Source organism: Pelagerythrobacter sp. (genome assembly GCF_041912895.1).
Classification (GTDB): domain Bacteria; phylum Pseudomonadota; class Alphaproteobacteria; order Sphingomonadales; family Sphingomonadaceae; genus Pelagerythrobacter.
In genome coordinates, this window is the sequence record NZ_JAYSGI010000003.1 from 15,903 (window position 1) to 30,776 (window position 14,874).

13 protein-coding genes are annotated in these 14,874 nt (G+C 61.5%); 5 read left to right on the plus strand and 8 right to left on the minus strand.

The annotated features are described in order from the left end of the window. Positions 1-84: 84 nt before the first annotated feature. Together ACE3QC_RS10755 and ACE3QC_RS10760 are read left to right on the plus strand one after the other, a co-directional pair. Positions 85-828: a cupin domain-containing protein gene (locus ACE3QC_RS10755; RefSeq protein WP_374408089.1), complete on the plus strand. Its 744-nt coding sequence runs from the start codon at positions 85-87 to the stop codon at positions 826-828. 83 nt (positions 829-911) lie between these two features. Continuing rightward, positions 912-2,180, plus strand: coding sequence for an SDR family NAD(P)-dependent oxidoreductase (locus ACE3QC_RS10760; protein ID WP_374408091.1), 1,269 nt, complete (start codon positions 912-914; stop codon positions 2,178-2,180). Between the two features lie 86 nt (positions 2,181-2,266). On the opposite strand, the gene ACE3QC_RS10765 is transcribed toward ACE3QC_RS10760, so the two are convergent. The 7 genes from ACE3QC_RS10765 to ACE3QC_RS10795 all read right to left on the minus strand — a co-directional run bounded on the left by ACE3QC_RS10765 (position 2,267) and on the right by ACE3QC_RS10795 (position 11,009). Beyond that, positions 2,267-4,621, minus strand: coding sequence for a TonB-dependent receptor (locus tag ACE3QC_RS10765; protein WP_374408093.1), 2,355 nt, complete (start codon positions 4,619-4,621; stop codon positions 2,267-2,269). Positions 4,622-4,730: 109 nt separating this feature from the next. Beyond that, a complete protein-coding gene (locus ACE3QC_RS10770) occupies positions 4,731-5,927 on the minus strand; it encodes an FAD-dependent oxidoreductase (protein WP_374408094.1) in 1,197 nt (398 codons plus the stop codon). A 52-nt stretch (positions 5,928-5,979) separates the two neighbouring features. Next, positions 5,980-6,702, minus strand: a complete 723-nt coding sequence (locus ACE3QC_RS10775; RefSeq protein WP_374408096.1) for an arylmalonate decarboxylase — start codon at positions 6,700-6,702, stop codon at positions 5,980-5,982. A gap of 69 nt (positions 6,703-6,771) precedes the next feature. Then, positions 6,772-8,109, minus strand: coding sequence for a histidinol dehydrogenase (hisD, locus tag ACE3QC_RS10780; RefSeq protein WP_374408098.1), 1,338 nt, complete (start codon positions 8,107-8,109; stop codon positions 6,772-6,774). After that, positions 8,102-8,713 (minus strand): 3-isopropylmalate dehydratase small subunit, encoded by a 612-nt coding sequence (leuD, locus tag ACE3QC_RS10785; protein WP_374408100.1) that lies wholly within the window; start codon positions 8,711-8,713, stop codon positions 8,102-8,104. Before leuD ends, hisD begins: the two co-directional genes overlap by 8 nt. Further along, a complete protein-coding gene (leuC, locus tag ACE3QC_RS10790) occupies positions 8,710-10,152 on the minus strand; it encodes a 3-isopropylmalate dehydratase large subunit (RefSeq protein WP_374408101.1) in 1,443 nt (480 codons plus the stop codon). The genes leuD and leuC overlap by 4 nt, the downstream gene beginning before the upstream one ends. Then, positions 10,149-11,009, minus strand: coding sequence for an oxaloacetate decarboxylase (locus ACE3QC_RS10795; RefSeq protein WP_374408103.1), 861 nt, complete (start codon positions 11,007-11,009; stop codon positions 10,149-10,151). Before ACE3QC_RS10795 ends, leuC begins: the two co-directional genes overlap by 4 nt. A gap of 164 nt (positions 11,010-11,173) precedes the next feature. Here ACE3QC_RS10795 and ACE3QC_RS10800 point away from each other — a divergent pair, with 164 nt between their 5' ends. Further along, positions 11,174-11,974: a helix-turn-helix domain-containing protein gene (locus ACE3QC_RS10800; RefSeq protein ID WP_374408105.1), complete on the plus strand. Its 801-nt coding sequence runs from the start codon at positions 11,174-11,176 to the stop codon at positions 11,972-11,974. Here ACE3QC_RS10800 and ACE3QC_RS10805 read toward each other — a convergent pair whose 3' ends face one another. Next, positions 11,975-12,652 (minus strand): isochorismatase family protein, encoded by a 678-nt coding sequence (locus ACE3QC_RS10805; protein WP_374408536.1) that lies wholly within the window; start codon positions 12,650-12,652, stop codon positions 11,975-11,977. 254 nt (positions 12,653-12,906) lie between these two features. On the opposite strand from ACE3QC_RS10805, the gene ACE3QC_RS10810 reads away from it, so the two are divergent. Both ACE3QC_RS10810 and ACE3QC_RS10815 read left to right on the plus strand, forming a co-directional pair. After that, positions 12,907-13,875 carry a 3-hydroxyacyl-CoA dehydrogenase gene (locus ACE3QC_RS10810; RefSeq protein ID WP_374408107.1) on the plus strand — a complete coding sequence of 323 codons (969 nt, stop codon included), beginning with the start codon at positions 12,907-12,909 and terminating at the stop codon, positions 13,873-13,875. Further along, a complete protein-coding gene (locus ACE3QC_RS10815) occupies positions 13,872-14,657 on the plus strand; it encodes an SDR family NAD(P)-dependent oxidoreductase (RefSeq protein WP_374408108.1) in 786 nt (261 codons plus the stop codon). The genes ACE3QC_RS10810 and ACE3QC_RS10815 overlap by 4 nt, the downstream gene beginning before the upstream one ends. Positions 14,658-14,874 lie beyond the last annotated feature (217 nt).

Here is a 14,874-nt window from a genome sequence, read left to right on the forward strand (position 1 = left end):
AAACAGGGGCGCTTGGTCGATGGAGGAGTGTTGTGCGTGTGGTTTATTCTTTAACCACGCAAGCCGATCGCGGGAAGAGCAGCCATGAGACCCAGAATCGTAAACCTCGATGTCGATAGCCTCGAATGGAAGCCGTTGGGCCCCCCCGGCCTTTATTCGCGTGAGCTCAGCCGCGATCCCGAGACCGGCGCGCGCACGGCGCTGCAGCGCCTTTCGCCAGCGGATCGCTACGAGCCTCCCAAAGTCGCGCATTATCATCACACCTACGAAGAGATCATCGGGATATCCGGATGCTTCAGCTTCGATTCGCGTATTTGGGTCACTCCGGGCACGTATGTTTTCCATCCGCCCGAGACGGTCCACGGCTTCAAGAGCGCAATCCGCGAAGAATCGACATTCCTGTCACGCGTCGGCCGTGATCTGGACTTCAATTTCGTCGAGCAACCGGAGCAGGACGATCTCTATTGCGTCGCCGAAACAGCTCCCCCACGCCAACCGGTGGTCCACAAGAGCGAGGACAACACGGCATCCATGATTCCGGGCGAATTGCTCGGCGATCGGGTTCGCGCGAGAATCCTCAGCACGCATCCCGAAACTGGCGAGGGCTCGGCGCTGGTCGAACTGCCTGCCGGCTGGACCTCCAGAACAGCTCATTTGGGCTGTTATCTCGAAATATTCATGATGAGCGGCGGCATCGCGGTGGACGGAAACGCCCCGGTCAAGGGGCGCGGCTATTTCTTCTTCCCGCCCGGGAGCGAAATCGGGAAGCTTTGCGCAAACGAGCCGAGCCTCGCTTACGTGAATTTCGGCGGGGACATCGGCCTGTGAAGCCCTGTGGCATACTTGTCGTCAATGCCGACCACCCCTTCGGCCACCATGCCATAGCCGCCGCCACAAACGCAGGCTCGCGTGTGGTGGCGACCTTCCCGGCGGGGCGTCCCGCACCCGCATATGCCGATCTGACGGCCGTCGAGCTTTCCGGCGACGAGCGCGGCTGGACCGATCTCGTCAAACGCTCGGACGCAAGTTTCGATACCGTGATCCACTGTCCGTTCGGGGGTAGCGGTCGCGACGGCGCGGAAGGGGAAATCCGGTCCGCTTGGCTGACAGCTAAATTCGCCAACACGCTTTTGCCGGAAAACGGTGGAAAGCTGCTGACGCTCATCACCTCTCCTGAAGGAAACGATGCCGTCGATCGAGCGGCTGCGTCGGCCGCGATAGCTCAAGCCGGGCGCGCAGCCATGCTCGATGCCTCCAAGCTCGGCATCGCGATCTGCTCCAACCGCATGGAAATATCGCGGCACGCGCCGGCGATGCAGATCGAGCAGACGATCGAGGCATTCATCGGCGATCGTACCAGCTTCCTCGCCGGTGCGCAGGTGGCCCTCGGCCACGTCGTCGGCACTCCGGGTGATTTCGATCTCGCGGGACGTACCTATCTCGTGACGGGTGCGACATCAGGTATCGGACGCGCGACCGCGATTGAGATCGCCCGGCGGGGCGGCTGGGTCGCAGTCGGCGGACGCAAACTGGAACTGGCGCGGGAAACGGTGGAACTCGCGAGGGCGGCCGGTGGGGATGGCATGTTTGTGCCGCTGGATATCACGCAGGAAATCGACTGGCAGCGCGCGGTAACGTCCATCATGGCGGAGCGCGGGCAACTGGACGGCCTGGTGAATAACGCAGGGGATGCGAAGAACCTGCCGATCCAGGATCTGCCGGAAGAGACGCTGCGATATCTCGTGCATCTCAATTATGCGGGGTGCCGCGCTGGCATGATCGCCGCGGTGGACGCGCTGGCTGAAACCGGCGGCGCGATCGTAAATGTAGCCAGCGTGGCCGGAATACGCGCCGGCTACGGTGGATCGGCCTACGGTGCTTCCAAATCGGCCATGATAGCGCTGAGCAGCGCCTTTGCCGAACAGGTCGCGCAGCCGCGAGGCGTTCGTGTGAATTCGATTCAGCCCGGCCTGATTTGGAGCGACAGCGTTGTCGAATCGCTTGGCGAAGAAGGCGCGGCCGCTTTCCGTCGGATGGTGGAAGCGAAAACGCCTCTGGGCCGCGTTGGAACGCCCGACGAGGTCGCGCGCTTCATTGCGTTTCTCGTCTCCGGTGCGGCAGCTTCGATCTCCGGCCAGGCGATTCCGGTATCGGGCGGCCTTGAACTCCTCTTCCCCTGATCGCCGGGTCGCTATCGCGACACGCAAGAGAAAGGCCCCGCGCCTCGATCTGAGACGCGGGGCCTTTGCCATCACTCTCGACGGGGTCAGAAGTTCTTTATCAGTCGGATACCGATCTGGCGCTGAGCGGGTGCGGTGATGTACTCGCCGTTCGGCCGGCTTGGATTGAAGTTACCATAGTAGCGACTGAAATCCGGTGTCAGATCGTTGAGCAGGTTGTTCACGAACAGCAGGCCGGTGAAGCTGTCGGTTTTCACCCCGATCTGCGCATCAAGAGTAATCTTGTCGTCGAGTAAAACGCGATTGTCGAACCGCGCAAAGCGCTTCGAGCGATAGCTACCGGTCAACGACGCAAACCCGTCAAGCGCATCCGCCACCGGCGCTTCCACACGCGCGGTCCCGCTCGCAGAATGCTTGGGAATCAGTTGCACGCGGTTGCCGCCAAACTGACGGGTTGTGCCGGCAGGGGCAGGGAACACGTCGCGCGCTACGAAATCCTCGAACTTCGAGTCGGTATAGGCATAGCTCGCCGAGAGCGAAAACCAGTCCGTCAGCTGGGCGCTGGCGGCGAATTCCGCTCCCTTGACCTCGGCCGAATCCGCGTTGACGATGTAGTTGATCGAAACCGCGCCCGAAGTAGGGCATTCGGGCTCTGGGCCGAACGGACTGGCCGATCCATAGCAGATCGTCGTCGTCTGCACGTCCCTCCAGTCGGAATAGTAGGCCGACGCTTCCCATGTCACGGCATTGCTGAACGCGGAGCCTTTGGCGCCGATCTCGTACGACCAGATCGTCTCCTGGCCGAACGGACGGAGATCGTTGCGCACCTGACCAGTGTTGAACCCGCCGGGCTTCGAACCCTTGGCCACTGTAGCATAAAAGTTGAGGTCGGCGTTGACCTCGTAACCTACCGAAACCCGCGGGAGCCATGTGTCGTATGTAACCTCGTCGCGGAAATCGATCTCGTTGCTCCCGGTCAGGAACAGGATGTTCACCCCGGTCGCAGCAGCGGCTTCGATCTTCTCGTGATTGTAGCGAAGTTCGCCGGTCACAGTCAGCTGATCGGTGACGTCAAATTCCAGCGCGCCAAAGCCGGAATAGGTGTTCGTATTCAGCAGCGCTGGCCGGGCGGGAATATTATCCCTCGTGCTGGTGATGAAAGGGCGCGCACCGAGGAAACGGGTATAATCGATTTCCTCGTAATTCTCGTCGAATATGTAGCCGCCGATCATCGCCCGAAAACCGTCGGTCTCGTAGGCTAGGCGAAGTTCGCTACTGATCTGCTGCAGGTCGGTGTCGAAATCGAAGATGCCGACGCAGACATCCGGCAGACAGTTCACCAGACCGCCCGGCAGCTCCGTGCCTGACGGGATATTGTCCGGCTTTTTGTCGAAATCGAATTCAATCCGCGACTTGATCCGGTTGTATCCCGAAAGCGAATTGAGCGTCAGCCCGCCGCCGAGATCATATTCCAGATCAAGCACCGCACGATATGTCTTGGAATCATTGCCCGCGTATCGGTGGTCACTCGATATCGCGACCTGCGATTCGTCGAAGTCTTCTTCGGTTATGAGGTTCACGCCGTTCAGCGAGGTATCTTCACGCGGCAGAATGAAGCCCGCGCCGGTACCCGAATCCTGATCGATGAAGCTGCCACGGATCTTCGCTGTCAATCCGCCGGTTTCAATGAGCACGGCGCCGCCGATGCCCTTCGTCACGTAACCATCGAGATTATAACCGTCGCCCGGATTCTGGTAGAATCCATCGAACCCCCGGTAGGTCGCCGAGAGTTTCGCTGCCACGACATCGCCAACGATGGGGCCGGTGATATGGCCGGTCAACTCGCGCTGACCATGATCGCCCGCAGCAAGTTCGACCGATCCGCCAAGATCGAATTCCGGGTCCTTGCTTATGAAGTGGACAGCCCCGGCAAAGGCGCTGCGCCCGAAATAAACCGTCTGCGGTCCCTTTACGACTTCAACCCGCTCAAGGTCCATCAGTGCTGTCGCGGTCTGCGCGCCGCCACCGCCGATGACGGTGTTGAGCGAAACACCGGTAACATCGATACCGTCGACGATGATTGCGACGTTGGAGCGTCCCTCGACCAGTGCGATCCCACGCAGGGAGGGACGGATATCCGCAGGCGACGAGCCCGTGTCGAACTGCAGCGCCGGTGTCAGCGAAGCCACTGCGGAGACATCGTTTATGCCCTTCTCGGCGATAATCTGCTCGGACAGGACGTTGATGGCGACCGGGACTTCCTGAAGCGATTCGTCTCGGCGGCGCGCCGTCACAAGGATCACATTGGCATCCGAAGAGGCCGGATTGGCTTCGGCGACTTCATCGGTCGCGACTTCGTTTTGTGCGAGTGCTGGTTGAGCTGCGAGACAGGCGATTGCAATCGCCGGATAGCAGGCCGTGTAAACGAAATGTCGTTTCAAGGTCACCTCCCTGATATTTCCGTGTCAAAGTAACCTTGCATCGCGCAATACTCGTAGATGCCAGTCAGCTTTTATCCGCTTGGCGGAAATAAACCGCCATGGTTACCGTTCAGTCGATCGCCGCCGCATCCGCCAGGCTGCAGAACATGGCCTGCCTGAGCAAATAGGTCCGGCGCGCCTCATCGTTTTCGATCAGCGCCTGCATTTCGGCGCGACGACGTTCGTGCATTTCGCCCTGACCGTGTCGCATCATTTCCATGTTGCGAATCGTCTGCTGCTGGGTGAAGTCGTGCGTCACCTTGCGCCGCTGGCGATCGTAGAGATCGAGCAGTTCTTCCGGCTCGCCCCGGATTACTCGAACCAGCTTCTCGCACAGGTTGAAGGCATCATGAATCCCGCTGTTCATGCCGAAACCGCCCAGCGGATTGTTGAGATGCGCCGCATCTCCAGCGAGCAGCGCGCGACCGACCCGGAAGTTCTTCGCTACGCGCTGGTGTACGCGATAGATGGTGCTGTGTTCGGTCCGGACAGCCTCACCATCGGCGAGAAAGCCCCCGAATACCGCGCTCTTCTTCTCTTCCGACAACAGCTCGGCCGGGTTTTCCTCGTTCGCGGGCACGAGCACGCGCCAGAACCGCGGCACCCGCAACAGCACCAGCCATTCGTTCGGATCGGAGATGTAATTCACGTGGGCGAGATCGGGTATCTCATCGCGAATTTCCTGCTTCGTGGACAGACACAGAAAGCTCTCGGGATACGTGAACCCGTCGAACTCGACTCCGAGGCGCTTGCGGATGATCGAGTTCGCGCCATCCGCCCCGATGACGTAATCGGCCCGCACCTTCATCACGTCGGTCGGTGTTTCCAGCATCACGTCGACGCCGTCCGCATCCTGATCCATCCAGGTGACACGGTGATTGACCAGCACCTCGGCCCCGTCGCGTGACGACAGGCGGCTCGCCAGCCCCTGCGCGAGGTGCGACTGTTCGCACTGGAGCCGGAACGGGTACTTCGTGACGTCAGCGATCTCCGTCAGGTCGAACGACAGGAATTCGCCCGAGCGGCGATCACGCCATTGATAGACCGGGGCCTTGAGCCCGTTGGCCATCAGATGATCGGTTATCCCGAGCGTCTCCAGCATTTCCAGCGTGGGCGGGTGGAACGTGGAGGCGCGCAGGTCCAGCGCCGCTTCGGAACCGGCTTCGGCCAGAATCACGTCGATCCCCTGTCCCGCCAGATAAGCGGCGGCGACCGATCCCACCGGGCCGCCCCCGGCGACCAGCACCTGTGTTCGCTTCGTCTTCATTCTGGTTGCATTCCCCTGTGGGCTGAATTTCGTGCCGGATTCGCCGGGTGGATCAGAACTCGGCCATGAGGCGGCCGAAGCCGTCGATCTGGTCCGCGATCCCGGCCGTGCGCAGCGCATGCCAATACGTTGCCGTGTTGATCGCGATCACGGGCTTGCCGAGCCACGCCTCGGCACCGGCGGCGAAGCGCATGCAGTCGAGATTGGTGCCGACCTGAATCAGCGCATCGACGTCGTCGCCATCCAGGCGATGGAACGTGTCGCGCACCATGTCCTCGGTCGTCTCGGCGATGGCGATCCAGCTCGGCCGTTCGAGCGCGATGTCGCGCACGGTCTCGAAGCCGTAGTCGGCCAGGAAATTGCGCACCTCCGCATTGGCCGTGGGGAAATAGGGGGAAAGGAAGGCGATCTTCCTGATGCCGCCATAGGCCTGCAATGCCGCGGCGGTCGCTTCCGACCCGGTCGTCACGCCAAGGCCCGCGACCTGCTCCACCTGCTCGCGCCACTTGCGGCCGCCTTCGGCCCCGCCGAAGAATGTCACCGCCGACATTCCCATTACCAGGTGGTTGGGCTTGCACGTCAGCGCGCGGCGCACCGCGTCGTGGGTGTTGTCGCTGATCTTCCAGGCACCCGCCATGAAGGTCTCGTTCGAGATCGCCTGTGCGTTGTCGACATGGATGCGGGCATAGTGGTTGGTCACACCGCGTGGACGAAGATCGTCGAAATCGGGCTGGACGATCGTGTTGGTGGACGGGCCGAGAACGCCAAATTTCATCCGGTAGCCTTGCCGGTCCGCACTTTTTCGCTCGATCATCGCTTCATCCTCCGTGGCAGGGCAGCTGGCTCATGCATCGGCTGCAGTGCGGGGCGTGGGCTCGGCTTGCCCGGCATAGGGGACGTCGCGGGCGCCGAAGCGACGCACGCGGATATTGGCTTGCTCGCCATGCCCGGCGAACCCCTCGAGCGCGCACAGGCGCGAGCAGTATTCGCCGATCAGAGCGGAAGCCTCGTCGCTGGTGATGCGCTGATAGGTGCAGGTCTTGAGGAATTTTCCCACCCACAGCCCGCCGGTGTAGCGCGCGGCTTTTTTCGTCGGCAGCGTGTGGTTCGTGCCGATCACCTTGTCGCCGAACGACACGTTCGTGCGGCTGCCCAGGAACAGCGCGCCGTAGTTCGTCATGTTGGCGAGGAAATAGTCGGGATCGCGGGTCATCACCTGCACGTGCTCCGAAGCGATGTCGTCGGCGATCGCGACCATTTCCTCGTAACTTTCGGCCACGATCACCTCGCCGAAATCGTCCCATGCCTTGCGTGCGTGGTCCGCGGTCGGAAGGATTTCGAGGAGGCGGTCGATCTCGGCCATGGTTTCGTGCGCGAATGCCTCGCTGTTGGTCAGCAACACGCCCGGACTGTCGGGGCCATGTTCGACCTGGCCGAGAATGTCGGTGGCCGCCATCTCGGGATCGCAGCCGATCTCGTCGGCGATGATAAGCGTTTCCGTGGGGCCGGCGAACAGGTCGATGCCGACACGGCCGAACAACTGGCGCTTGGCTTCCGCGACGAAGGCATTACCCGGGCCGACCAGCATGTCGACCGGGTCGATCGTCTCCGTGCCGATCGCCATGGCGCCGACGGCCTGGATGCCGCCCAGCGCATAGATCGCATCGGCCCCTGCCAGCGCCTGCGCGGCGACGATCTTGCTCGCGAACTCGCCCTGAAACGGCGGCGCGCAGGTCACCACCCGCGGCACCCCGGCCACCTTGGCGGTGATGACGCTCATATGCGCCGATGCAAGCAGCGGATACTTGCCGCCGGGCACGTAACAACCGGCGGAATTGACCGGAACATTCTTGTGCCCCAGCACTACGCCCGGAAGCGTCTCGACCTCGACATCCAGCATCGAATCGCGCTGGATCTGTGCGAAGCCTTTCACCTGCGCCTGCGCGAACTCGATGTCCTTGCGTTCCTGCGCGGTCAGCCCGTCGACACAGGCGTCGATTTCCGACTGGCGGAGACGGTAGCTCTCGCGGTCCCAGCCGTCGAAGCGGATCGACATCTCGCGCACGGCCGCATCGCCGCGCTTCTCGATATCGGCCAGTGCCGCTTCCACGATGTCGCGCACTTTGCGGTCCGCATCCGCCTTCGCTTCCGCGGTCGCGCCGCGCTTCAGCCATTCAGCCATTTCGTATCGTCCTTCGGTTTTCGACCGTCATCAGCCACGGCGCATGCTCGCCCGCCTGTTGCTCGTGCGCAGCGATGAATTCTTCGTCGCCCAGCGTCAGCCCGATCTCGTTCAGCCCCTCGATCAGGCACTCGCGCCGAAATGGCTCGATATCGAAGCGCCACTGCGTACTTTCGGCGGTCGTAATCGTCTGCTCGATCAGGTTCACCGTGATCGGGCCTGCATGTGCAGCCTCCATCAAAGGCGGCAGCGCTTCTTCGTCGACCTGCGCGGCGAGGATGCCGTTCTTGAAGGCATTGCTCGCGAAAATGTCGGAGAAGCTCGGCGCAATGACGACCCGAATGCCGAAATCCGCCAACGCCCAGGCCGCGTGCTCGCGGCTGGAGCCGCAGCCGAAATTCGCACCCGCGACGAGAATTTCGGCGCCGGAGAATACCGGATCGTCGAACACGGTGCGCCGGTTCTCGCGCAGGGCGCCGAACACGCCCGCGCCGAGGCCCGTCTTGCTCACCGTCTTCAGCCAGTCGGAGCCGATGATGACGTCGGTGTCGATATTTGCCAGGCCGAGCGGGTAGGCACGGCTTTCCACGATCGTCAGGGTCATGCCGCTTGCCCCGCATAGTCGCGAACATCGGCGAGCCGCCCGGCCACGCCGGATGCGGCGGCCATAGCCGGCGAGACGAGATGGGTGCGCGCATCGGGCCCCTGCCGGCCGACGAAGTTGCGGTTGGAGGTGCTGGCACAGCGTTCGCGCGGAGGTATCTTGTCGGGGTTCATGCCGAGACAGGCCGAACAGCCCGGCTCGCGCCATTCGAATCCCGCGTCGATGAAGACCTTGTCCAGCCCCTCGGCTTCCGCCTGCAGTTTCACCAGCCCCGATCCCGGCACGACGATCGCACTGCGGATGTTCTCCGCCAGCTTGCGCCCGCGCAGGATCGCGGCCGCGGCGCGCAAGTCCTCTATCCGGCTGTTGGTGCACGATCCGATGAAGACATGCTGAATCTCGACCTCGCGCATCGCCTGCCCCGCGCGCAGCCCCATGTATTCGATCGCATTACGCGCCGAACGGGCCTTTTCCGGGCTTGCGAAATCGTCCGGGTCGGGGACGCTGCCGGTCACCGGCACCACATCCTCCGGGCTCGTGCCCCAAGTCACGAGCGACGCGATTTGCGAGCCATCGAGCACGACGGTGCGATCGAACGTCGCGCCCTCGTCCGTGCGCAGGTCGCGCCATGATGCGACGGCGCTGTCCCACGCGGCACCTCTCGGGGCCATGGGCCGCCCTTCCAGATAGGCGAAGGTCTTGTCATCCGGCGCGAACAGCCCGGCCCGCGCACCGGCCTCGATCGACATGTTGGCCACGGTCAGCCGTTCTTCGATCGTCATCGCCGCGAACACGTCGCCGCGGTATTCGATCACGTGGCCCACGCCGCCTGCGGTCCCGATCTCGCCGATCACCGCCATGATGACATCCTTGGCCGACACACCCGGGGGAAGCTGGCCGTCGATGCGTACTTCCATCGTCTTCGACCGGCCGAGGCGCAGCGTCTGGGTCGCCAGCACATGCTCCACTTCGGTCGTGCCGATGCCGAACGCCAGCGCGCCCAGTGCACCATGGGCCGCCGTATGGCTGTCGCCGCAGACGAGGGTGCAGCCCGGCAGCGTGAACCCCTGCTCCGGCCCGACCACGTGGACGATGCCCTGTTCGGGTGCCACGCTATCGAAGAACGGCACGCCGAATTCCGCGACGTTCGCTTCCAGCGTGGCGAGCTGCACGGCGCTAGCGGGATCGTCGATTGCGACCTTGCGGCCTTCGGCATCGATGCGCGGGGTGGTTGGCACGTTGTGATCCGGCATGGCCAGCGTCAGGTCGGGCCGGCGCACCGGCAGGCCGGCTTCGCGCAGCCCCTCGAACGCCTGCGCGCTGCTGACTTCGTGGACCAGGTGCCGGTCGATGTAGATCAGCGCGGTGCCGTCGTCCGACTGGCGGACGACGTGGGCATCCCAGATCTTCTCATAGAGCGTGCGCGGGGCGGCGGTCATGTCCGGTCCACCCATTTGCGCTCGAACTCCCAGACCTCCTCGAACCCTATAAGGCTGCAGAAATGGTTGAAATCGAACAGTTCGTTGTTGGTCGGCGCTTCCCCATTCTTGAGACGGGACAGCACATCGCGAACCGCAGCGGCGGCGGCGAGCGCGGTCATCGCGGGATATATCCCGATCGCATAGCCGAGCCGCGCGAGCTCGTCCGGCGGCGAGATGGGCGTCAGCCCGCCATGCGCCATGTTGGCGAGCAGCGGCGTATCGAACTCCGCTGTGATCGAGCGAACCTCGCCAGCGTCCGTCAGCGCCTCGGGAAACAGCACATCGGCACCGGCCTCGGCATAGGCTTCGAGCCGGCGCGCCACCCCGTCATAACCTTCCGACTGCCTGGCATCCGTACGCGCGATTACGAGAAAGCTGTCATTCCCCCGCGCATCCCCCGCAACCCGGATTTTGCGCGCCATCTCTTCGACAGGGATCAACCGCTTGAACGGTGTGTGCCCGCACTTTTTGGGAAACTCCTGATCCTCGATCTGAATCGCCGTAACTCCCGCCGCCTCGTAGGCGCGGACGGTGTGATGGACATTTAGCAAGCCGCCGAAGCCGGTATCAGCGTCAGCGATCACAGCGGCATTCGATGACGCCACCAGCGTGGCCATGCGGTCCGTCATCTGTGTGACCGAGGCGATCCCGGCATCCGGCAGACCGTGGGCTGAAGCGGCTAGCCAGTAACCCGAGCCGTATACGACATCGAACCCGATCTCGTTGGCGACGACAGCAGAAATCATGTCGTAGATGCCCGGCGCGGTGACGAACTCACCTCTAGCAATCTTTTCCTTCAGGATCGGCTTCGCCATGATATCCTTTCCTCCAGGCGTCGCGGCGATGCGCCCTTGATTTCGAGAAAGGGCATAAACCTTGGGATAGCGCCCCCTGCAGCGCCCTTGCAAAATACCTCCGCCCTGCGGATATCAAGCGGGGAAACGCCAGAAGAGATCTGCAATGGCCGGGAGATGCGAGAATGAGTTCGGACAAAGGTGTGCCAATCCGTTCGTTATCACGAGGCCTGTCGGTGCTTCAGGCGATCAACCGTGGCGGGTCGCTGACCATGACGGAGATTACTCGTGCCTGTGATCTACCCTTTCCCACCGCCACCCGCTTGATCCAGACACTTATCTACGAAGGATTGATCGAGCGCGAACCCAATAGACGGCGCTATCGGCCGACATCCCTGGTTCAGACGCTGTCGCACGGTTTCCAAGGCCACGGCCGGCTGGTGAAAGCCGCGCGTCCCCATATCGTGGAACTGACGCGCAGCGTCGCTTGGCCGATTACGCTGTCAACTCAGGTTGGACATTCGATGGTAATTCGGGATTCGACGCATTCGCTGAGCGCACTGACGTTTAATGAATATTTTCCGGGTTATGCGAGCCCGTTGCTCGAGAGCGCTGCGGGCCTCGCCTTTCTTGCTGCCATGGAAGAGCAGGATCGCGAAAATCTGCTACATTCCATGCGGATAAGCCACAATTCCGAGTGGGATCAGGCATTGGCATTGATCGCGGAAACCGAATTGCTTGACACCATCAGGGAACAGGGCTTCGCAGAGCGCAGTTTCAATCGGTTCACACGAAACCCGGGCAAGACTTCGTCGATTGCGGCGGTCGTTTTGGACGGGGGCAGGCCTGCCGGGGCTGTTTCTCTGGCCTATTTTGCGTCTTCGATGAAAGCCGACGAGGCTATCAATCGGTTCGCACCATACCTTCAGGCTTGCGCCGCTGCAGTAAGCGATAGCTTGGGTGCAAATGACGACTCGTCGGCTTGATCAGCGCGAGGCAAGCCAATCGAACACTTCGTCTACCGGTATCACATCGGCATATTTGAGCGAGAGATCGGTAAGATTTGCGAAGTGCGGACTCTCGTGCTTGTCGGCTGTGGTCTCGATGGGCACGATCGTGCGGTAGCCATGGCTTAAGGCATCGACAGCCGTTGCGCGGATGCACCCGGAGGTAGACCCGCCAGTGATGACGACCGTGTCTACGCGATGATACGTGAGCAGGCTGGGAATGATGGTCTCGTGGAAGGCGGACGCCATTTTTTTGTCGAGCACCGTGTCCGATACGAGATCAACCTCGCAGCGCGGATCGAACGCGTGTCGCTCCGAACCTGCACGAATATTCTGCAAAGCATCGGGGCCATCCTCGCGCGTCCCCCACACGCCGCAATCGCTCCCGTCCGCGGCATAGGCCACGCGCGTCCAGATTACCGGCATCCCGCAGTTTCGCGCTAAGTGGGAAACCTTATTGATATACTCGATTTGCCGAGGATCGGTTTCGTAGGCGGTGCGGAACAGGTCAGTTCGGGTATAAGCTTGTTGCACATCGACATTGATCACGGCCAATTTAGCGCCGAAACCAAACCGTGCCTTTACCGGATTGGCCATTACCTGCGCGAAATACTCGCGCGCGGTTAAATCCGAAAGTTCCATTGCTGCACCGGGCATCTGACAATCCTCATCGCTACCCGGCAAAATTGCGATTTTTTGCTGGTACTGCCAGTCCACCTCCACGCTCTCTCCGCCAGCCGGAAACTGCCAAAGGGCTAGTTGGCAAGTCACCCTATCTTTCCCACACGCTGGCCACGTTGACTAAGAATCCGGTGAACGGAAATGCGAATAGAATTTTTGGCGAGAACACGGACCATCCAAAAATTCCGAGACGAGCGGGATATGGGTATGAACGGGCGATCGATAGGCTGATGGCGCATATCGCAATCGTTGGATGTGGGTTTATTGGCGCATCGTGGGCCATGGTATTCGCCCGCGCTGGCTTCGATGTCGTTCTCTACGATCAGGCGCGGGGTTCCATGGATGCCGCGATCGCACTGGTTCGCCAACACGATGGCAACGCCGCAAAACTGGTTCGCGCGGCCCGGTCGCTTGAAGAAGCGGTCACGGGTGCTCGTTATGTGCAGGAAAATTGTCCGGAAGATTTGAAGATCAAGCGGCCTTTGTATGTCCAAATGGGCGAGTACACGTCGGACGATACGATCCTGGCGAGTTCCACATCGGGCTTTCCGGCGTCGGCTCTCGTTTCCGATCCGTCAATCAGCCACCGCTGCATCGTTGCGCACCCAATCAATCCACCGCATTTGATCCCCTTGGTTGAGATCGTTCCATCGCCCCGAACGCATTCCGCGATCGTTACGGCGACCCAACGTCTCATGCTGCGGACGGGACAAGTGCCCATTCTGCTTCAGCGGGAAATCGACGGCTTCGTTGCCAACCGGCTTCAGAGCGCGATCCTGGCTGAAGCGTTCAAGCTCGTAGAAGATGGAGTGGCGTCGGTCGAAGATATCGACCTTGCACTGACTGAAGGCCTGGCTCCCCGCTGGTTTTTCATAGGGCCATTTGAAACGATCGACCTCAACGCGCAGGGTGGGATCACCGACTATTGCCGCAAGCTCGGGCCGATGTACTACCGGCTGGCACAGCAGCAGGCCGAAGCGCGCACATGGTCGCGCGACCTTGTCGCCGATGTAGAGGCGCAACGCCGCACCAAGATTCGGTCTGACGAACTGGAGCAACGCCGCCAATGGCGCGATCGATGCCTTGCCCGGATGATTGCTGCAAAGCGCGAAATCTTCGAACTGGAGTCGTATAACGTACCGCGCTCCGCCGATGAAGCGAAGGTTCGCCCGACGACATTTAAAGCCGGTGACACATGATCGAAGAGCGCAACGACACGGCCCTTCCGACAACACCTGACCTGAGACTCGATGGTCGCCGTGCATTGGTGACTGGCGCCGGGCGCGGGATTGGGCTGGGTGCCGCTGCCGCCCTGGCGGAAGCGGGTGCCGAAGTGACGCTCGTTGCTCGAACCGTCTCCGAGATCGAGGATGTGGCGAAACGCATTGGCGAACGCGGACAGCAAGCCACTCCAGTAGGGCTCGACATATCCGATCATTCGGCGGTCGATACCTTCTTCGCATCGAGCGAGCCGTTCCATGTCCTGCTTAACAATGCCGGCACGAACCGGCCGATGCCGATGTGGGAGGTAACCGGAGATGACTACGATGCGGTCCTCGATCTCAATCTGAAATCCTCCTACTTCGTTGCGCAGGGTTGCGCGCGGCAAATGATAGACCACGGCATCAAGGGATCGCTCATTCACATGAGCTCGCAGATGGGTCATGTCGGCGGGGCCAAGCGCTCCTTGTACTGCGCCAGCAAATGGGCTGTCGAAGGTATGAGCAAGGCTTTCGCGCTGGATCTCGCCCCGCACGGCATTCGATCCAACACGATCGCTCCCACATTCATCGAAACGCCCATGACTAAACCATTTTTCCAAGACCGGGATTTTCGCGCAGAGGTGCTCGGCAGGATCAAGCTAGGCCGGATAGGCAAGGTAGAGGATCTGCTGGGCGCCGTCGTGTTTCTAGCGGGCGACGCATCGGGTCTTATGACCGGAGCATGCCTCAAAATCGATGGTGGCTGGACGGCAGATTGAGCAAATAGCTAAGCTCCACGCTTGAGAACGTCGCGTAAGCGATAATGGCACCGAACTGACCAGCATGGTGATTCCGCGCTGGTCGAAGGAGCGAAGCGTCGAGTGGCACTGCATCGCGGCGGGCGAACTAGACCAAAACGGGCTCATCGAGAGCTTCAGCGCGCGGCTTAGATACGAGTTCTAGAACGAGACGATCTTCACCAGCCTCGCCCATGCG